Raw genomic sequence first — 18,660 nt, forward strand, 5'->3', positions numbered from 1 at the left:
GCTCACGCCCTCTCGCCGCGAATCGAAACTGCCGGGAAGGGGTATTTCTCGTTGCGTTCCACCCAATCCATGAAATCGGCGCGGGCGCCGGGGAAGCCGATCATGGTCCAGCCGACCATGCCTTTATTGCCACCGTGGATCGGATCGCAGAAGAACCCTTCCTTGGTGTTTTGCAGCAAAAGATTGAAGAAAATCTTCGCCGGAACACTGTCGAATTGCGGTTTTCCGGCTTCAAGCTGCTTGAGCAGATCGTCTCGGGTAGCGCTGTCTTGCTCGGCAAATGTTTTACCGTTGAGGGATTTTGTCCACTGATCCGTGGCGGCGATGCCGAGGCGATAGATCTCCTTTGGCACCAGTTTGCTCTGCCAGCCCATTTCGGGCGCAGCGTCGGCGTTGAACGGGCCTTGCATGTACCACAGGGCGCCGGCGGCGTACGGGGTGTTCATCTGACGGTCGATGTATTCCGGCACGCCGGCCTCGAGAGCGCCGGGGCCCTGAGCATCGTTGGGGATCAACTGCGCGACGGCGGCATTGATGAACGCCCACTCTTCGGCGGTGAAATAGGTCGGCTGATACACGCTCGCGTCAGCGACGGCCGGTTTTGCCGGTGCCGCAGCCGGTGCGCTTTCCGGGGCGGCGTGCAGCACGCTGCTGGCCAGGCCGGTGCCGGCGAGGGTGACCACCGGGATCAGGGTCAGGGATTTGCGCAAAAACTCACGCCGCGGGTTGTCTCGATCTTGATCAGACATGGGGGGGCACCTCATCAGGCATTGATGGTTATCAGCCGTTTCTGGGGACGGCTTTTTGAGTAGTCGGTTGCAACGTGGCGGGAAATGACCCGGAAAAGGGGGACGCTTCTGCAACATGATGTGACAAATGGTAGCAGCCTAACAAACCGGATGAATCGATTCAGCCTAAAAAAAGCCTGGAAATGCGACGAAGGAAGTCCTCGGCTTCACGTTTCTTTGACAAACGTCTCACAGGGATTTGACTGGACAACCCTCAAGCTGCCGCCCTCACTGACGAATCCCACACGGTCACCACACAGCATGTCCTTGAAGCGTTTTTCCTCCGCGATCTGTTTCTCGCTGCTTGCCCTGCTCGGCTCGATCCCGGCCCATGCCGCCGATGCGCCGGTTTCTCGTCCTCCGGAATGGGCGCAACCGGTCGAAGTGAAATACAACTTTTTTCAGATGTCGCCCACGCTTTACCGCAGTGCGCTGCCTGACGCCGGTGCCGTGCCGTTGCTGCAGAACCTGAAAGTGGCCACGGTGATCAACTTCCTGCCGGAAGCGGACTCGAGCTGGCTGAAAACCCCGGGCATCAATCAGGTGCAATTGCCGTATCGCACCAATCATGTCGATGACGCCGATGTCCTCAAGACTCTGCGTGCGATCCAGACCGCCGAAGCCAACGGCCCGGTGCTGATGCATTGCAAGCACGGCTCCGACCGCACCGGCCTGATGGCCGCGATGTACCGCATCGTGGTGCAGGGCTGGAGCAAGGAAGACGCCCTGAACGAAATGACCCAAGGCGGTTTCGGTGAAAGCGGCCACTTCAAGGACGGCGTGCGCTACGTGATGCAGGCCGACGTCGACAAGCTGCGTACCGCGCTGGCCAATGGCGATTGCAGCACCAGTGCGTTCGCTACTTGCTCGATGAAGAGCTGGTTTCAGACCGTCAACCTGAAGTAACCCGCCGGATGGTCGCACGGCCGGCACTCAGGTCTTCACTAACCGGCCGGCCGACGAATGCTTCTACCGCTTCCAGCAAGGGGCGCCCGGCTCCGGGTGCAAAGAACGTTTCGCGCAATGCCCGGCCGGTTTGCGCGTTGAACACCCCGTCGCGGCTGAAACGCTTGAACGCTTCCTGAGCCAGCGCTCCCGACCAGACATAGGCGTAAACCGACGCGTCATATTGGGTCACCAAGTAATCGAAACCATTGGCGAACCGGTGACCGTCCGGTAGTTTCAGGTGAGCCATCGTTCTCTGCACGTCGGCGCAAACTGCTTCGACTGAGCGCCCATCACCGTGGGTCAGGTGCAGTTCGAAATCGATGATCGCGCCCATCAGCATCAAGGCTTTTTGCCGGTTTGCGTGAGCCTGACTGGCGGTCAGGGCGGCGTCGGCCCGTGAGGTACTCAGGCGCTCACCGGTCTGGAAATGCGCGCCGAGCCACAGCACAAACTCCCGCGATTGACACCACTGCTCGAACAATTGCCCGGAAAATTCCGCTGCCTCATGGCCCAGTTGCAGGATGCCGGACAGGGTGTGATGAGGTGAGCGCGTCAGTACGTGCTGAAGGCAGTGGCCAAACTCATGAAAAAGTACCCGCAGGTCGTCGAGTTCGAGCCGGCACGGATGAGCGTCAGTGGCCGGTGTGAAGTTGCTGCTGAGCAGGGCAATCGGTAGCGCCGGTCGGCCTTCGGCGTTGATCCGTCGATTGCGCAACGTAGTAGTGCCGGGGAAGTCCGTGGCGTTGTCGCGGTGAAACGGGTCGAGGTAGATGTAACCGATGACTTGCTCGTGCTCACTGATTTCCAGCAGCCGTACATCGTCATGCCAGTGCCTGCGGTCTCTCTGCTCGATGATGCGGATCCCGAACATGTGCTCGCAAAACAGGCAGAGCCGGCGCAGCGTGCCATCGAGCGGGAAATAGTCCCGCAGGTTATCCAGCGCGCCGGGAAACTGCTGCTGGCGCCACTGTTCGGCGAGGAAATCTTCATCCCATGGCTGGACCCGGTCGATCCCGTATTGCCGGGCGAATGCGGCCAGTTGCTGTGCGTCTTGCTCAAGGGTGAGAGCCAATTGAGTAACCTGGCGATGGAGAAAACCACTGACCCACGCCGTCGATCCGGCCATGCCCTTTGCCATACACAGTTGCGCGGCGTTTTCGTGGCCGAGTAAACGGGATTTCTGTTGGCGCAGTGCAAGCAGCGCAGTCAGCACCGGGCCGTTATCGAAGCGGCCGGCCAACGGCCCCTGATCGGAGGCGCGAGTCGCGTAGGCAACACAGCATTCTTCCCGCAGGGCACGATTCTCGGCGTATTTGAGGATGTGATTGCAGGTGTTCTGATTCAGGCGGATCAGCCAGCCGTCATGGCCGGCCTCGTTCGCGGCGAGTGCCAGCCGATCTTTCATCGCCGGGGACAGGCCTGCGAGCAGTGCCACATCGTCGACACGTTTGCTCCAGGCTTGGGCCCAACGCTCGAGATGGGTCAAAAACACGGATTCCAATCCGCCGATCTCGCGATTCAATCGAGCCAGTTCCTGCTGCTGCACGGTGGGTAGTTGAATGCCTGACTGCTTGAATTTGCGCAGCACTCGCGCCAGAGCAATTTTGCGCGACTCATCGAAACTGGTCGTGATCGAACTCTGCTTCAGCCGCTGGTAGGCCTCGTACAAAGGGCGGTTCAGGGATTTTTCGGAACGATACTGATTGATCGCCAGATGCGCTTTGGCACTTTCCACTAGCCACGCGGCATCGTCGGATCTGACCATGTACAGTGTTTCAAGAATCGACCGGAACTCACCGATACGGGCATCCGCTTCGTCGATGCTCAGCACCAGATCATCCCAACCGGGCTGCTCGGTCTGACTGGCAATCACTTGCGCAATGATTTGTCGGTTGTCGGCAATGATGCTGTTGATTGCCGGCAGCAGATGCTCGGCGCGAATATCCGGCCAGGGTGGCAGGGTCCAGTGTTGCAGGAGGGGATTGGTGTCGGGCACGGCAACTTCCTTCTAGGCATGGCGGAAACGGCCAGCCTACGAAGCAAGTGCGGGGGACAGGTGTTAAGCCAATACCACCTTCCATCGGAAATCGGTGGAAGGTGGTGCCGGATCAGTGTTGCTCGTCGGGCTTTTTCTTCAGCTTCGGGTTCGGGAAGAACTGCACTGCCTGAACCGTCTTGTCCGGTGCAGGCTTGAGCGCGCTGGTGTTGACCCGCGTGCCCAGTTCCTTCGGAACCGACAACCCTTGGGCATTGAGCGTATCGCTGTAGCCGCACGCCACGCATTCGCGGTGCGGAACATCGTCCTCGCTCCACATCATCAGCTTGTCCGGCTCGCTGCACGCCGGGCAGACCGCCCCGGCGATAAAGCGTTTTTTCGTTTTCACAGGTGCCTCACTCATGCTGCCGCGTCCTCACTCAGGCCGCTGTGGCGCAAGAGTGCGTCAATCGATGGCTCACGGCCACGGAAGTCGACGAACAGCACCATCGGCTCCTGCGAGCCGCCGCGGGCCAGGATTGCTTCGCGGAAGGCACGACCGGTGTCGGCATTCAGCACGCCGTCTTCTTCGAACCTGGAGAAGGCGTCCGCCGACAGCACTTCCGCCCACTTGTAGCTGTAGTAACCCGCCGCGTAACCGCCGGCAAAGATGTGCGCAAAGCTGTTCGGGAAGCGGTTGTAAGCCGGTGGTCGCATTACCGAGACTTCATCTCGCACACCTTCCAGCACCTGCGCAACGCTGCGGCCATCGCCGTGGGTGGCGTGCAGTTCGAAGTCGAACAGCGAGAATTCCAGCTGGCGCACCATCATCAGGCCGGACTGGAAGTTCTTCGCCGCGAGCATTTTTTCCAGCAGATCCTGCGGCAATGGCTCGCCGGTTTCGTAGTGGCCGGAGATCAGCGCCAGGCCTTCCGGCTCCCAGCACCAGTTTTCCATGAACTGGCTCGGCAGCTCGACCGCGTCCCACGCTACGCCGTTGATGCCGGATACGCCGGCATGTTCGACGCGGGTCAGCAGGTGATGCAGGCCGTGGCCGAATTCGTGGAACAGGGTGGTGACTTCATCGTGGGTCAGCAGCGCAGGCTTGCCGCTGTCGGCCGGGGTGAAGTTGCACACCAGGTTGGCCACCGGGCTTTGCAGCACGCCGTCGATGGTGCGGCGACGGTCGCGGGCGCCGTCCATCCAGGCACCGCCGCGCTTGTTGGCGCGGGCGTAGAGGTCGAAGAAGAAGCGGCCGACGCGCTGGCCGTTTTCCTTGATCTCGAACAGGCGCACGTCCGGATGCCAGGTGTCGAAGCCTTTCAGTTCGGCGATTTCGATGCCGTACAGACGCTGAACGATGGCGAACAGGCCGCCCAGTACCTTGTCGATCGGGAAGTAGGCGCGCAGGGTTTCCTGGGCGACGCTGTAGCGTTGTTCACGGAGTTTTTCCCCGTAGAAACCGCTGTCCCAGCTTTGCAGATCGGCGCAGCCTTGTTCGGCGGCATAAGCCTTGAGCTGTTGCAGGTCCTGGGCGGCAAAAGGTTTGCTGCGCTTGGCCAGATCACGCAGGAAGCTCAGCACCTGATCGCTGGACTCGGCCATCTTGGTCGCCAGGCTCAGCTCGGAGAAGCTGGAGAAACCGAGCAGTTTTGCCAGCTCCTGACGCAGGTCGAGGATTTCGCCCATCACCGGGCCGTTGTCGTTCTGGCCGGCGTTCGGGCCTTGATCCGACGCACGGGTGCAGTAGGCGGCGTAGACTTCTTCACGCAGCGCACGGTCCTGGGCGTAGGTCATCACCGCGTAGTAGCTCGGGAATTCCAGGGTGATCAGCCAGCCGTCGAGGCCTTTGGCCTGTGCCGCAGCGGCCATCTGCGCCTTGGCCGAATCGGTCAGGCCGGCGAGGGCGGCTTCGTCGGTCAGGTGCTTGGTCCAGTCCTGAGTGGCGTCGAGCAACTGGTTGGAGAAGCGGCTGCCCAGCTCGGACAGCTTGCTCTGCACTTCGGCGTAGCGCTTCTGCTCGGCTTCCGGCAAGTCGATACCCGACAGGCGGAAATCACGCAGGGCGTGTTCCAGAATGGTTTTCTGCGCCACGTCGAAACCGGCGGCTTCCGGGCTATTGGCCAGGGCTTCATAGGCCTGGAACAGCTCGCGGTTCTGGCCCATCTCGGTGGAGTAGGCGCTCAAGGCCGGCAGGCACGACTCGTAGGCTTCACGCAGTTCGGCGCTGTTGCACACGGCATTGAGGTGACTGACCGGGCTCCAGGCAGCGCCCAGGCGATCATTGAGCTCGTCCATCGCCAGCACCAGCCCGGCCCAGGTCGGGTTCTGGCCTTGGGTCTTGAGGATTTCGGCGATGGCTGCGCGGTTTTCGGCCAGGATGGTTTCGATGGCCGGCTGCACGTGTTCGGCACGGATCGCGGAGAACGGCGGCAGGTCGTAGGACTGCAGAAGAGGGTTGTTCACGCTCACGGTTGGCACCTTGGCTGGAAGAAACATGCGCCCATCTTAATTACAATCGACACCCACCGCAGCTATCGGCGACAGAGAGAGAACTAATCGTGTCCCTTCGCAAGTACCAGAATCACACCCCACGCTTGAGCCAAGGCGCTTTTGTCGACGGCTCGGCGGTGGTGATCGGCGACGTCGAAATCGGCGAAGACAGCTCCGTGTGGCCGTTGACGGTGATCCGTGGCGACATGCACCGCATCCGCATCGGTGCGCGCACCAGCGTGCAGGATGGTTGCGTGTTGCACATCACCCACGCCGGCCCGTTCAACCCGGACGGTTTCCCGCTGCTGATCGGCGATGACGTGACCATCGCCCACAAGGTCATGCTGCATGGCTGCACCGTCGGCAACCGCGTGCTGATCGGCATGGGCAGCATCGTCATGGACGGTGCGGTGGTCGAGGACGACGTGATCATCGGCGCCGGCAGCCTGGTGCCACCGGGTAAACGCCTGGAAAGCGGCTTTCTGTACGTGGGCAGCCCGGTGAAACAGGTTCGCCCTTTGACCGACAAGGAAAACGCCTTTTTCACCTACAGCGCGGCGAACTACGTGAAGCTCAAGGATCTGCATCTGGCTGAAGGCTACGACCAGCTCTGATTTTTCTCTCTATTGCCCGGGATTTTTCATGCATTACCAGACTGTACTGTTCGACCTCGATGGCACTCTCACCGACCCGCGTGAGGGCATCACCCGCTCCATCCAGTTTGCTTTGAGCAAACTCGGTATCGATGAGCCGGACCTGACCAAACTGGAACACTTCATCGGTCCGCCGCTGTTGCAGGCGTTCATGCAGTTTTATGGTTTCGATGAAGCCAAGGCCTGGGAGGCGGTGAATTTCTATCGCGAGCGCTTCAAGGTCACCGGCCTTTACGAGAACCGAGTTTTCGAGGGCGTCACACCGTTGCTGGAAACCTTGGGCAGCCAGGGCCGGCAGCTGTACATCGCGACGTCGAAGCCGTGGGTGTTCGCCCGGGAAATCGCCCGGCACTTCGATTTCGCCAGACACTTCAAGGTGATCTACGGCAGCGAACTGGACGGCACCCGCACCAACAAGGTCGAGCTGATTGCCCACCTGATGTCAGCAGAAGGGCTGGATCCGGCCAGCACGCTGATGATCGGTGACCGTAAACACGACCTGATCGGCGCCCGCAGCAATGGTCTGGATGCGGCAGCCGTGGGTTATGGCTTCGGTAGTCATGAAGAGCTGAGCGCCGAGGCGCCGGCCTACCACTTCGAAACCCTGGCCGAGTTGCATCAGGCGTTTTTGCAGCGCTGACCGTCAGTCGGAGCGAACGGCGGCCAGCTCACGCAGGGCTGTCTTTCGCTTGTCAGTCGGCAATCCGCCGAGTTTTTCCACCTGTGCATAGAACTTCTGCCAATCCCCGCCCACCTGCCTGAACAGGGCAGCAAACGCCGGCACCCACTGGTCATACAACCCGAACGGCAACAATCGCGCATTGTTCAACGGCGCATTGACCCAGGCGTCATAACGCTTGTCCCCGGCCCACTGGCTGTCGCGCATCTCCCGATAGTCCCGGCGAAACCGTTCGAACTCGGCAGTCTTGCGTTCGCGCATCTGCTCGACGGGCATCTGTTGTGTGTACAGCTTTTCCAGCCGGGCACGGGTATCGAGGATCAGTTGAATGAACTGGTCGCGACGTTTGATCTGGGCATCGTTCTCTGGCGGCAAGCCACGAAACGCCCGCCACTGCCGGGTGCCTTCCTGCTCGACAAAGGTGGCGTAGGACTCGTTGAACTCGGTGTCGTCCTTCACATAGAAACGCTGATGGCCCAGCTCATGGAAGATCAGCGTGGCCAAGCGCTCGTCGCCCCAGCCCATCATCGAATTGAGGATCGGGTCGTTGAACCAGCCCAGGGTCGAATAGGCTTCGACGCCACCAATCGACACATCCATGCCTTGCAGGCGCTGAATCGCTGCCTCACCCCGCGCCGCACTCTGGCTGTAGTAGCCGCGATAGGCCACGCAGCCGGCAATCGGGAAGCAATGGTTCTGCGGACTCAGGGAAAACTCCGGGGTGGCGAACACGTTCCACACCACGTACGGCCGGTGGATGTCGGCGTACAGGCGATAGCTCTGGTTATCCGGCAGGTGCAGGTGTTGGCTGGCGAAATCCCGGGCCTTTTGTGCCTGGGCCAGGTGGGCGCGCAGTGTTGCGTCGCGGTTCGGGTCGGCAATCACCTCGGCCACCGGCTCTCGCGCCCGCAGCAATTGCAGTTGACCGCTGGCCAGTTGGCTGTAGTAGCTGATGCTGGAGCAACCGTTGAGCAACAAAAACAACGCACCCGGAAACAAAACCCGCAAAACGCGATCAAGTAACCCAAGGCTTGGAAACGGCCTGATCACAATAAAAACATCCCTGGAAAGTCTGATCGCAAGACTATCCCGCCCATTGGAGCTTCGCCATGCGCATCTTGATACTGACGGGAGGCCTGCTGACGCTGGCCGGTTGTGCCGGATTCGGAATGCCTTCGCCTGACCCCACGCAAGCCTGGATCGATCTGGACGCCCGGCAACAGGACACGGCGCTGCAAGCGCTGGAAGTCGACAGGAAGGCCGCCGTCGACAAACGTTACTTCGAAGTACAGCCTGGCAGTCATGAACTTAAGGTGCGCTACCAGTTTCCGGTGGAGGCGACCAACATCGGCCCGGACGCCGAGCCTCTGTGGCGCGATTGCCAGTTGAGCCTGAAATTCACGGACTTCAACGCCGGCCAGCGCTATCAGCTCCAGGCGGGCTATATCGGATTCCGGCCGTGGGCCAAGCTCTATGACCAACAGAAAAATGTAGTCGGTCAGGGCAAACCGGCGGGCTGTCAGCGCACCTGATCGGCGTTATGCTGGATGTCCGAATCCACGGACATTCATCATGCGCAAGTCAATGCTGTTGCTGATTGCCGGTGTGCTCGCCGGTTGTCAGACGCCGATGCCCCCGGTCGACCCCAACATGGCCTGGGTCGAGTTTTCGACGCCGACCCCGGGCGGAAAACTGCTGATGGCCGAACGTCTCGACAAACAGCGCCTGACTGACGGACGTTTTTTCCAGGTAACGCCCGGCAGCCATGAATTGCTGGTGCGTTTCGATTTCGAGGCACCCGGTGGAGGCGCTGGCATGTTGAACGACCCTGTGGAGCGCCTGTGCTACCTGACCATCCGCTTCGACCATTTCGAAGCGGGTCAGCGTTACGTGCTGGAGGGTCGCTCCCTGATGTTTACTCCCAGTGCCCGGCTGTATAACGCCAAGCGGGAAATCGTCGCCGAGGATCGCGACACCTATTGCGCTATCTAGCGTCAGTCAGCTGTCGTTCTTCTGGTAGATGATGGCCTTGGTGCCGTTCTCGCAAGTGCCGACGATCATGGCGACGTCGTGCTTTTCGGCTTCCTCTTTGGAAACTATCTCCAAGGTGTAGGAAGGCACAGCATTCGCCTGAATCTTGATTTCGATCTCTTTCCTGAGTTCTTCGCAATCTTTGGGTGCCGCGATGGCCGAAGTTGCCAGCACGCCACAGATAACCGCCAAAGCAAAACGTTTCATGGTTGAAGCTCCTGGGAGCAGTGCGCACGACGATGCGCGAAAGCTGCTGTCATTTATTCGACCACATTTTTGCCTGGCGGGTTCTGATTCTGCTCAAGTCGATCAGCTGACCAGCGACGCATCCAGGCTGATCTTCGCATTCAATACCTTCGACACCGGGCAACCTTCCTTGGCCTTGTTGCTCAGTTCTTCGAACTGCGCCTGGGTGGCGCCCGGAATCTTCGCCTTGAGAATCAGCTTCACTGCAGTGATCGCGAAACCGCCGTCAACCTGATCAAGGGTGACTTCGGCCTGGGTATCGATGCTTTCGGCCTTCAGCCCGGCGTCGCCGAGGATCATCGAGAACGCCATGGAGAAACAGCCGGCATGGGCGGCGCCGATCAGTTCTTCCGGGTTGGTGCCCTTGCCGCCCTCGAAGCGGGCCTTGAAGCCGTAGGGCGCTTCCCGCAGGACGCCGGTCTCGGTGGAGATCGAGCCGATGCCGGTCTTCAGGTCACCTTCCCAATGTGCGGATGCCTTCTTCACGATAGCCATGTGTGCCTCCTTCAATTCGGGCGCGAAACGCCGCGCCGTTGTGGTTTTTGCCTGCAAGGCTTCTGAGGATAGACGCCGGAACAAAGTTCAGCCTGGTTGAATCGTTGACTTTTTTAGTAGGAAATTTCGGATCGGCTATTGAAACTCGGGTATATGCCCTTATTGCAGAGAACACGCTTATGAATTGGGCAGGTTTGCGTTCGTCAGGAACAAACCGGCGCCCTCAATCGGAGATGCAGGTTCATGAAGCAACTGTCCGACGTAAAGTTTTCCACCCTCGATCTGGTTCCGGTGCGCGAGAACGGCAGCCCGGCCCAGTCGCTGCGCAACTCGCTGGATCTGGCGCAGCATGTCGAGAAATTCGGCTACACCCGGTTCTGGGTCGCCGAGCACCACAATATGGACGGCATCGCCAGTTCCGCCACATCGGTGCTGCTGGGTTACCTGGCCGGCGGCACGTCGACCATCCGTGTCGGCTCTGGCGGTGTGATGCTGCCCAACCACGCGCCGTTGGTGATTGCCGAGCAGTTCGGCACCCTTGAAAGCCTGTATCCGGGGCGGATCGACCTCGGCCTGGGCCGCGCACCCGGCTCCGACCAGATGACCGCCCGAGCCCTGCGCCGTGAACGCTCCGGCAGTGCCGACGACTTCCCGGAAGACGTGGCCGAACTGGCGCGTTTCCTCGGCCCGCGTACGCCGGATCAACGTGTGATTGCGATGCCGGGTACCGGCACCAATGTGCCGATCTGGCTGTTGGGTTCCAGCCTGTTCAGTGCGCAACTGGCCGGCGAGCGCGGTTTGCCCTACGCCTTTGCCTCACATTTCGCACCGCGCTTCATGCACGAGGCGATTCGCGTCTACCGCAACCACTTCAGGCCATCGGCGGTGCTCGACAAGCCGTACGTGATGCTCGGCGTGCCGCTGGTGGCTGCCGACACCGACGAGCAAGCCGATTACCTGGCAACCTCGGTGTACCAGCGAATTCTCGCGCTGATGCGTGGGCAAAGTCTGGTGCAGCGTCCGCCGGTGAAAACCATGGACGGCTTGTGGCTGCCCCACGAGCGTGAAGCGGTGGGTGATTTCCTCGGTCTGGCGATGGTCGGCAGCCCGCAGAAAGTCCGCGCGAAACTCGAAGTGCTGATCGAACAGACCCAGGCTGACGAACTGATCTTCACCTGCGACCTGTATGAACACACCGACCGCCTGCATTCCTACGAGCTGCTGGCGCAGGTGATGAAGGGTGAGGTCTGATAGTTGTGTAAAAGATAGCCGGGTACAAAAAAGCCGACGCATTGCGTCGGCTTTTGCATTTCAGGCGCGATCAACCGCGCTTGTAGACGATTTCCTTGGTGCCACCCTCGCACTTGCCGACAACCTTGCCGCCAGCGGCAGCACCTTTATCGACGATTTCCAGTGAATAACCGGAGACGTGTTTCGCGTCCAGTTTCGCCGCAATCTCGGCTTTCACTTCTTCACAGGGCTTGCCGGCAGCAAACGCACCACCCGCAAGGCTCAACAAACCTACTGCCAATATGAACTTCTTCATCGGTCGCACTCCCTGGTCGGATTAAAAGAGGCGGGCATCAGGTCATTTACCCGATGCGCTCACCCTGTAGCGCTTTGCCATTCCTATGGCATTCGGCCAGCGCGCAAGTTCAGAAGCGTAGCCCAAACTCAGCTGCTGGCAATCCGGAACCCGACTTTCAGGGTCACTTGAAAGTGGGCAGCCTTGCCATCCTTGATGTGGCCACGGGTATCGACCACTTCAAACCATTCCAGATGCTTGATGCTCTTGTTGGCCTCGGCCAGCGCGTTGTTGATGGCGTCTTCGATGCTGCTGGTGGAAGAACCGACCAGCTCGACTTTCTTGTAGGTGTGATGGTCACTCATGGCGATCTCCTTGACGTGTGGAATTGAGCCTAGCAGCGATTTGCGCTGTTGATTTCGGTCGCCGGGAGAAACCGGAGTTCAGATTTTCTGCACTTTCCAGAACCCGTGAAGTCCCAAACAACACACGCCACTCATCACCAATGCAGGAGAGCCACCATGGCCAACACCTCGTTACGCAAAGCCTCGTTGCAAAGCATGGAAGCGGAGATCGAGAGTCTGCTCAAGTCGTTGGAAAGCCTGAAAGACGACGCTTCGGACGAGTCGCGCAAGACCCTCAAGGCGCTCAAGGGCAACGCCGAAAGTGCGCTGAAACATTCGCGCAGCCTGCTCAGCGATGCCTACGAAGAAGTCAAAGTCAAAACTCGCGAAACCGGGATCGCCACCCGTGATTACGCGCAGGAACATCCGTGGACGACCGCCGGTGTCGCGGTCGGTGCGCTGGGTCTGCTGGCCGCTTACTTGCTGTTCAAGCGCGGCGAGTGATCCGCCTGGCGCAGCTCATTCCTGAGCCACTGCGCCAATTGCCGGGCGCGCCCGTCTGCGGCGCGCTTGGGTAGCCACAACGCCAGTTGCGCCGGGGTTTCACTGAAACCCCATGGCGCGACCAGGCGACCGGCCTTCAAGTCCTCGGCCACCAAGGGCTCCGGCGCAATCGCCACGCCCAATCCGGCGACGGCGGCCTCCAGCAAGTAGTACAAATGCTCGAAACCTTGTCCCAGTTTCAACGCTTTGGCGTCGACGCCGCTTTGCTGCGCCCAGCTTGGCCAGGCTTGCGGGCGTGAAGTCGTGTGCAGTAAGGGTTCGCCGAGCAAGGCTGCGGGCGGTGCTGATCTTAGGTGCTCGTAACCGCTGAACAGCGGGCTCATGACCGGCCCGATGCGTTCGCTAGCCAACTCGTAGACTTGCATGTCCGCCGGCCATGGCGGCTCGGCGAACAGCAGCAATGCATCGAGTCCCGGGCGGCGCGGATCGAGGTCGCCTTCTCCGGCCGACAGGTGAAGGCGCAAGTCCGGCAGGTCGGCATTCAGTCTTCCCAGTCGTGGAATGAACCAGCGCGCGAGCAAGCTGCCGGAGCAGCCGAGCACGAAGGGAGCATCGGCGGTGCTTTGGGTCAGTTCGGCGCAGACGCTGCGCAAGCGGTCGAACGCCTCGCCGCTGGCGTCCCGCAGACGGATGCCGGCATCTGTGAGTTTCAAGCCGCGACCATCCTTGACGAACAGGCTGACGCCGAGGTGCTCTTCCAGCACCTTTAGCTGTCGGCTAACAGCGCCGTGGGTAACGTGCAGTTGTTCGGCAGCCTGGCTGACGCTGTTCAGCCGTGCGGTCGCTTCGAAGGCGCGCAGGGCGTTCAACGGGGGAAGGTCATGGCTCATGATATCTGTGAGTTTTCCTGACAGGTTGTGGCGATCTTATCGGTTTTCAGCCTGGAAGGTCAGGGGTAGAGTGAACGCCATTGTCTTCTCGTGAAATCCGCTGGAGCGAACCATGACCCAGACTTCGAACACCTCCGATCTGCGTAACGGCCCTGACGCCAACGGCCTGTTTGGCTCGTTCGGCGGCCGTTACGTTGCCGAAACCCTGATGCCGTTGATCCTCGACCTGGCTCGCGAATATGAAGCGGCCAAGGAAGATCCGGCGTTCAAAGAGGAACTGGCCTACTTCCAGCGCGACTACGTCGGCCGTCCGAGCCCGCTGTATTTCGCCGAGCGCCTGACCGAGTTCTGCGGTGGCGCCAAGATCTACCTCAAGCGCGAAGAGCTGAACCACACCGGCGCGCACAAGATCAACAACTGCATCGGCCAGATTTTGCTGGCGCGGCGCATGGGCAAGAAACGTATCATCGCCGAGACCGGCGCCGGCATGCACGGCGTGGCCACCGCCACCGTGGCTGCGCGTTTCGGCCTGGACTGCGTGATCTACATGGGCACCACCGACATCGAGCGCCAGCAGGCCAACGTGTTCCGCATGAAGCTGCTGGGCGCCGAGGTGATCCCGGTGGTCGCCGGCACCGGCACCCTGAAAGACGCAATGAACGAAGCGCTGCGTGACTGGGTGACCAACGTCGACAGCACTTTCTACCTGATCGGCACCGTGGCCGGTCCGCACCCTTACCCTGCAATGGTTCGCGACTTCCAGGCCGTGATCGGCAAGGAAACCCGCGAGCAGTTGCAAGCCCAGGAAGGTCGTCTGCCGGACAGCCTGGTGGCATGCATCGGCGGTGGCTCCAACGCCATGGGCCTGTTCCACCCGTTCCTCGACGACAAGAGCGTCGAGATCATCGGCGTCGAAGCCGCCGGTTACGGCATCGAGACCGGCAAACACGCGGCCAGCCTCAACGGTGGCGTACCGGGTGTGCTGCACGGCAACCGCACCTTCCTGCTGCAGGACGACGATGGCCAGATCATCGACGCCCACTCGATTTCCGCCGGCCTCGACTACCCGGGCATCGGCCCTGAGCACGCCTGGTTGCATGACATCGGCCGCGTTCAGTACACCTCGGTGACCGACGACGAAGCACTCGCTGCGTTCCACCAGTGCTGCCGCCTCGAAGGCATCATCCCGGCACTGGAAAGCGCCCATGCCCTGGCCGAAGTATTCAAACGCGCACCGAAGCTGCCGAAGGATCACCTGATGGTGGTCAACCTGTCCGGTCGCGGCGACAAAGACATGCAGACCGTCATGCACCACATGGAACAATCCAAGCAGGAGAAACACTGATGAGCCGCCTGCAAACCCGCTTTGCCGAACTCAAGGAACAGAATCGCGCCGCCCTGGTGACCTTCGTTACCGCCGGCGACCCGGACTACGACACTTCGCTGGCAATTCTCAAAGGCTTGCCAAAAGCCGGCGCCGACGTGATCGAACTGGGCATGCCGTTCACCGATCCGATGGCCGACGGCCCGGCGATTCAACTGGCGAACATCCGTGCCTTGGGCGCCAAGCAGAACCTGATCAAAACCCTGCAAATGGTCCGCGAGTTCCGCAAGGACAACAGCGACACGCCGCTGGTGCTGATGGGCTACTTCAACCCGATCCACAAGTTCGGTGTCGAGCGCTTCATCGCCGAAGCCAAAGAGGCTGGCGTTGACGGCCTGATCGTGGTCGACATGCCGCCGGAGCACAACTCGGAGCTGTGCGACCCGGCCCAGGCTGCAGGCATCGACTTCATCCGTCTGACCACGCCGACCACCGATGACGCACGTCTGCCGAAAGTGTTGAACGGCAGCTCCGGCTTCGTTTACTACGTGTCGGTCGCCGGGGTGACCGGTGCCGGTGCGGCGACTCTGGAACACGTCGAGGAAGCCGTGGCGCGCCTGCGTCGTCATACCGACCTGCCGATCAGCATCGGTTTCGGTATCCGTACGCCGGAGCAGGCTGCGTCCATCGCGCGTCTGGCCGATGGCGTGGTGGTGGGCTCGGCGCTGATCGATCACATCGCCAATGCGACCACGCCGGCTCAGGCCATCGACGGCGTGCTGAGCCTGTGCTCGGCGCTGTCCGAAGGCGTGCGTAAGGCCCGCGTCAGCTGAAGGTAAAGTTCCTGATACAGAGGAATTAGCACCTCGCGGCACAGACTAATCAAGCAAGACCGAGGGGTTCAGGATCACGTTCTGAGTCCCTTTTTGCTGTCAGTGCAGTGAGGAAACCCCATGAAAATGCCGAAACGTCTGATTGCCAGTCTGGGCGTGCTGATGATCAGCGCCACGCCGCTGCTAGCCAGCGCCGACCCACGCGACGATCACGACCACGGCGGCCCGCAGCAGGGCCACTACGACGATCGCGGTGGCGATCACCATGACTGGCAAAGCAGCCACCGTGGCGGCCCGCCACCACGTGACTTCGGGCCGGTACGCCAGGTGATCCGTGACAACCACGGCTATTTCGTTCGCGGTGCACCACCACCTCCGGGTATTCGCCTGGAACGCGGCCGGCCGTTGCCACACGGTTATTACGGTGAGCGGCTGGATCCCCGGGCGTTGGGGCGTTTGCCGGTGTATCCGGGCTATGAATGGCGACGGGCCGGTGGCGATATTGTGTTGATCGCGGTCGGTACCGGGATCGTCTACGAGATTCTGGATGGTGTTCTGTATTGATTTGCAGGCAATAAAAAAGACCGCAGCCTTGCACAGGCTGCGGTCTTTTGTTTTTCAGGGCCGTTGTATTCAGGGCAGTTCCAGGCCACCCGAAGCTTTGTGCAGTTTGCGCAAATGCTCGCCGATCTGTTTCACGTTGGCCTCGTTGGCGGCAATCTCTGCCGATCGCTTCGGTTCCAGCAGTGCACGCACTTCCTTGTCCAGATCACCGCTCAGCACCAGTAGCTGTTTCTGACGCTGGCTGCTTTCGGCTTCCAGCCGGCTGAATTCGCTGGGTTGCGGCAGGCCGTAACCACGAGAATCGAGCAATTCCGCCGGGCGACTGAGGAAGCCGCTGTTGGCGAGGATCTGCTGCAAGGTCGCGTTGGCTTTATCCATTCCGCCGTTTTCCAGCTCCCGGGCACCGAGGTAGCGTTGCTTGACCTCATCCTGGGCCAGCAGCAACTGGCGACGGAAACTCGCCTGTTCCAACAGCAGCAACGCAGCGCTGGTGCGCAGGTCCGCGCGTTCGAACCATGGCCGACGTTCTTCGGCAGACAGCGAAAGCCATTCCTCGACGCTGGTCTGCTTGATCGGCAATTGCTTCTTCAGCACATCAAACATTGCCTGATAGCGGTCACGGAACGAGTCGAAGCGGTAACCCAGACGCAACGCCTCTTTGGGATTGTCCAGCACGCTGGTATCCGCCAGCCCCCGGCCCTTGAGCACTTCCAGCAAGCCGTTGGGCATGATGCTGTCGAGGCCGGTGAGTTGGGCATTGTTGCTACCGCTGCGCAGCAGTTTCAGGCTCTCCACCGCGCAGTTGTTGGACAGGAAGAAGTAGTTGCCGTCGTAGCTCCAGTGCATTTCGGCGGCGTGTCCGACCACGTCTTCGATCTCGCTGCGAGACAGGTTCAGCGGCACCGAGGCGAGGCTGCGCAATTCGGTCTTGGTGTACTCGTCGATTACCTGCGCCAGTGGCAGGACAAACAGGCGCGACGGGTATTTGCCGACCAGTCCGTCCCAGCTCGACAGCTGCACATCGCCAACGAAGGCGCGGTAGGACAGCACCAGATGCTGGTCCAGATCCAGTCGGCAGTCTGGTCCACGCGGGCGGCCCGGGGCGCAGATCACCAGGCGCAACATGCTGTGCCCCCAGCGGCTGACCCAGTTCTGGTTCGCTTCGGCCAGCAGATAGTCGATGGCGTAGACCCGCTCCGGATCGACCTGGCCTAACGGCTGTTTGGCAAAGTCGTTGCCGGCATTGAGGAAGGCGAAGGATTTGGCGCAGGTGTCCTTTTCCGGCGGCGCCCAGCCGAAATGTTCCTTGTAATAGCGATACAGCGCAGGCCGGCGGCACGCATAGCTCGGGTCGAGGAGGAAATACTCCATGTTGACCGCGACGAATTCCTTCGGACTGGAGATCTCGTACAGATCCGGGCTGCGGGCGATTTGCCGGTTGTGCTGTTCACGTTCGCCACGGCGACCGACGTATTGCTGCCAGCCGGCGAGGTCGAGCAGGCGCGGGTCATCGCTGAGGGTGAAGCGCCGGTCGTTCTGTCCACGGCACTCGTCCGGCAGGCCGACCAGTCCGGCGCTGTTGTTGCGGCGGGTGCAGCGCTGGATCAGCGTGCGTTCGGCAGCTGGCCACAGGCGTGCGCGATCATAAATGTGGGTGATTTCGTGCAGCACCGTGGCCAGCAATTCCTGCCGCACAGTGCCGTGGGGGCGACTGGTCTTTTGTTTGGCCGCGCTGCCGTCGGTGAGACTGGCGAGCAGTTTGCGGTTCAGGTCCAGCTCGGAGACGAGTGTCGCCTGGCCGTAGGCGTTGGCGGGCATGTCGTCGGTCCAGCCGACATCGATGCGTCGATCCAGACGTTCGATGAAGCTGGGCGGCAGTTTCTGCATCGCTTCATCGAGCAGCGCCTGGCTGGCCTGTTGTTGGACAGGACTCAGACCGTCGGTCTTGAGCCGTAATTGCAGGCTGGCGTGGGCGTTGCTGCCGATCAGCAGCAGCGCCCCGGCCAGCAGCCAGGCGCTGAGAGACTTCACAATGCGAGGATGGCTTCGGCGAGTACCTGATCACTGGCGTCGCGGGCTTCCGGCACGCGGGTGCGCAAGGTGTTGAGGGCGGCTTCCAGGTGCGCACCACGGATATCACCGTTGCTGGCGACGAAGCTGGCGGCGTCGTCATGGGCTTCGCGGATGATTTTCGAATCGCGGATCGACGTGGTGGTGTCGGAAGTGAAATCGATGGTGCGCTGGGAGGCACGAACGATGATGTTACTGGTGGCTACCAGGGTGTGCGCCTGGGCCATATCGGCCAACAACAACAGGCCAAGGGTGGCAGCAATCAGCGGGCTACGCATGGAACGACTCCGGAGGGGAC

Annotated in this window: 22 protein-coding genes; 10 read left to right on the forward strand and 12 right to left on the reverse strand. The window is 60.9% G+C overall.

Annotated elements, in window-relative coordinates:
• Window positions 1–2: 2 nt before the first annotated feature.
• On the reverse strand, window positions 3–749 hold the full coding sequence (locus tag CAF87_RS27730) for a gluconate 2-dehydrogenase subunit 3 family protein (protein WP_085733835.1): 747 nt from the start codon (window positions 747–749) through the stop codon (window positions 3–5).
• Between the two features lie 300 nt (window positions 750–1,049).
• Between CAF87_RS27730 and CAF87_RS27735 the strand changes: the two genes are divergently transcribed.
• Window positions 1,050–1,694: a dual specificity protein phosphatase family protein gene (locus tag CAF87_RS27735; protein ID WP_085733834.1), complete on the forward strand. Its 645-nt coding sequence runs from the start codon at window positions 1,050–1,052 to the stop codon at window positions 1,692–1,694.
• On the opposite strand, the gene CAF87_RS27740 is transcribed toward CAF87_RS27735, so the two are convergent.
• From CAF87_RS27740 to prlC, 3 genes are all read right to left on the reverse strand, one after another.
• The gene (locus tag CAF87_RS27740) at window positions 1,681–3,732 is read right to left on the reverse strand and encodes a M3 family metallopeptidase (RefSeq protein WP_085733833.1); all 2,052 of its coding nucleotides are present in this window, start codon (window positions 3,730–3,732) and stop codon (window positions 1,681–1,683) included. The two genes, CAF87_RS27735 and CAF87_RS27740, sit on opposite strands and share 14 nt — an antisense overlap.
• A 112-nt stretch (window positions 3,733–3,844) precedes the next feature.
• Entirely contained in the window at window positions 3,845–4,135 is a 291-nt protein-coding gene (locus CAF87_RS27745) for a YheV family putative zinc ribbon protein (protein WP_007953955.1), read from the reverse strand.
• Window positions 4,132–6,183, reverse strand: coding sequence for an oligopeptidase A (gene prlC / locus CAF87_RS27750; protein WP_085733920.1), 2,052 nt, complete (start codon window positions 6,181–6,183; stop codon window positions 4,132–4,134). The genes CAF87_RS27745 and prlC overlap by 4 nt, the downstream gene beginning before the upstream one ends.
• Window positions 6,184–6,272: 89 nt before the next feature.
• Between prlC and CAF87_RS27755 the strand changes: the two genes are divergently transcribed.
• On the forward strand, window positions 6,273–6,818 hold the full coding sequence (locus CAF87_RS27755; RefSeq protein WP_085733832.1) for a gamma carbonic anhydrase family protein: 546 nt from the start codon (window positions 6,273–6,275) through the stop codon (window positions 6,816–6,818).
• A 28-nt stretch (window positions 6,819–6,846) separates the two neighbouring features.
• The gene (locus CAF87_RS27760; RefSeq protein WP_085733831.1) at window positions 6,847–7,497 is read left to right on the forward strand and encodes an HAD family hydrolase; all 651 of its coding nucleotides are present in this window, start codon (window positions 6,847–6,849) and stop codon (window positions 7,495–7,497) included.
• Window positions 7,498–7,500: 3 nt separating this feature from the next.
• On the opposite strand, the gene CAF87_RS27765 is transcribed toward CAF87_RS27760, so the two are convergent.
• Entirely contained in the window at window positions 7,501–8,586 is a 1,086-nt protein-coding gene (locus CAF87_RS27765; protein WP_085733830.1) for an aminopeptidase, read from the reverse strand.
• 59 nt (window positions 8,587–8,645) lie between these two features.
• Here CAF87_RS27765 and CAF87_RS27770 point away from each other — a divergent pair, with 59 nt between their 5' ends.
• Entirely contained in the window at window positions 8,646–9,068 is a 423-nt protein-coding gene (locus CAF87_RS27770) for a hypothetical protein (protein WP_085733829.1), read from the forward strand.
• 40 nt (window positions 9,069–9,108) lie between these two features.
• Window positions 9,109–9,528 carry a hypothetical protein gene (locus tag CAF87_RS27775; protein ID WP_085733828.1) on the forward strand — a complete coding sequence of 140 codons (420 nt, stop codon included), beginning with the start codon at window positions 9,109–9,111 and terminating at the stop codon, window positions 9,526–9,528.
• Between the two features lie 6 nt (window positions 9,529–9,534).
• Here CAF87_RS27775 and CAF87_RS27780 read toward each other — a convergent pair whose 3' ends face one another.
• Together CAF87_RS27780 and CAF87_RS27785 are read right to left on the reverse strand one after the other, a co-directional pair.
• Window positions 9,535–9,774, reverse strand: a complete 240-nt coding sequence (locus CAF87_RS27780) for a DUF1161 domain-containing protein (protein WP_085733827.1) — start codon at window positions 9,772–9,774, stop codon at window positions 9,535–9,537.
• Between the two features lie 102 nt (window positions 9,775–9,876).
• A complete protein-coding gene (locus CAF87_RS27785; protein ID WP_065260634.1) occupies window positions 9,877–10,308 on the reverse strand; it encodes an OsmC family protein in 432 nt (143 codons plus the stop codon).
• A 243-nt stretch (window positions 10,309–10,551) separates the two neighbouring features.
• Here CAF87_RS27785 and CAF87_RS27790 point away from each other — a divergent pair, with 243 nt between their 5' ends.
• Window positions 10,552–11,559, forward strand: coding sequence for an LLM class flavin-dependent oxidoreductase (locus CAF87_RS27790; protein WP_085733826.1), 1,008 nt, complete (start codon window positions 10,552–10,554; stop codon window positions 11,557–11,559).
• Window positions 11,560–11,629: 70 nt separating this feature from the next.
• Here the strand turns inward: CAF87_RS27790 and CAF87_RS27795 are convergent, their stop codons facing one another.
• Both CAF87_RS27795 and CAF87_RS27800 read right to left on the reverse strand, forming a co-directional pair.
• Window positions 11,630–11,854 carry a DUF1161 domain-containing protein gene (locus tag CAF87_RS27795; RefSeq protein ID WP_085713011.1) on the reverse strand — a complete coding sequence of 75 codons (225 nt, stop codon included), beginning with the start codon at window positions 11,852–11,854 and terminating at the stop codon, window positions 11,630–11,632.
• A 128-nt stretch (window positions 11,855–11,982) separates the two neighbouring features.
• Entirely contained in the window at window positions 11,983–12,198 is a 216-nt protein-coding gene (locus CAF87_RS27800; RefSeq protein ID WP_003220389.1) for a dodecin, read from the reverse strand.
• A gap of 156 nt (window positions 12,199–12,354) precedes the next feature.
• Here CAF87_RS27800 and CAF87_RS27805 point away from each other — a divergent pair, with 156 nt between their 5' ends.
• Complete coding sequence (locus tag CAF87_RS27805) at window positions 12,355–12,681, forward strand: YqjD family protein (RefSeq protein WP_007953918.1); 327 nt, start codon at window positions 12,355–12,357, stop codon at window positions 12,679–12,681.
• Here CAF87_RS27805 and CAF87_RS27810 read toward each other — a convergent pair.
• Window positions 12,654–13,571 carry a LysR family transcriptional regulator gene (locus CAF87_RS27810; RefSeq protein ID WP_085733825.1) on the reverse strand — a complete coding sequence of 306 codons (918 nt, stop codon included), beginning with the start codon at window positions 13,569–13,571 and terminating at the stop codon, window positions 12,654–12,656. The two genes, CAF87_RS27805 and CAF87_RS27810, sit on opposite strands and share 28 nt — an antisense overlap.
• A 112-nt stretch (window positions 13,572–13,683) precedes the next feature.
• Here CAF87_RS27810 and trpB point away from each other — a divergent pair, with 112 nt between their 5' ends.
• The 3 genes from trpB to CAF87_RS27825 all read left to right on the forward strand — a co-directional run bounded on the left by trpB (window position 13,684) and on the right by CAF87_RS27825 (window position 16,292).
• Window positions 13,684–14,916: a tryptophan synthase subunit beta gene (gene trpB / locus CAF87_RS27815; RefSeq protein ID WP_085733824.1), complete on the forward strand. Its 1,233-nt coding sequence runs from the start codon at window positions 13,684–13,686 to the stop codon at window positions 14,914–14,916.
• Complete coding sequence (gene trpA, locus CAF87_RS27820; RefSeq protein WP_085713008.1) at window positions 14,916–15,728, forward strand: tryptophan synthase subunit alpha; 813 nt, start codon at window positions 14,916–14,918, stop codon at window positions 15,726–15,728. The genes trpB and trpA overlap by 1 nt, the downstream gene beginning before the upstream one ends.
• Before the next feature lie 120 nt (window positions 15,729–15,848).
• Window positions 15,849–16,292 (forward strand): anti-virulence regulator CigR family protein, encoded by a 444-nt coding sequence (locus tag CAF87_RS27825; RefSeq protein ID WP_085713007.1) that lies wholly within the window; start codon window positions 15,849–15,851, stop codon window positions 16,290–16,292.
• Between the two features lie 69 nt (window positions 16,293–16,361).
• Here the strand turns inward: CAF87_RS27825 and CAF87_RS27830 are convergent, their stop codons facing one another.
• Both CAF87_RS27830 and CAF87_RS27835 read right to left on the reverse strand, forming a co-directional pair.
• The gene (locus tag CAF87_RS27830; RefSeq protein ID WP_085733823.1) at window positions 16,362–18,323 is read right to left on the reverse strand and encodes a DUF4105 domain-containing protein; all 1,962 of its coding nucleotides are present in this window, start codon (window positions 18,321–18,323) and stop codon (window positions 16,362–16,364) included.
• Complete coding sequence (locus CAF87_RS27835; RefSeq protein WP_085733822.1) at window positions 18,320–18,640, reverse strand: DUF2388 domain-containing protein; 321 nt, start codon at window positions 18,638–18,640, stop codon at window positions 18,320–18,322. The genes CAF87_RS27830 and CAF87_RS27835 overlap by 4 nt, the downstream gene beginning before the upstream one ends.
• Window positions 18,641–18,660 lie beyond the last annotated feature (20 nt).

The sequence above is a fragment of the Pseudomonas sp. R38(2017) genome, assembly GCF_002112395.1.
Taxonomy (GTDB): domain Bacteria; phylum Pseudomonadota; class Gammaproteobacteria; order Pseudomonadales; family Pseudomonadaceae; genus Aquipseudomonas.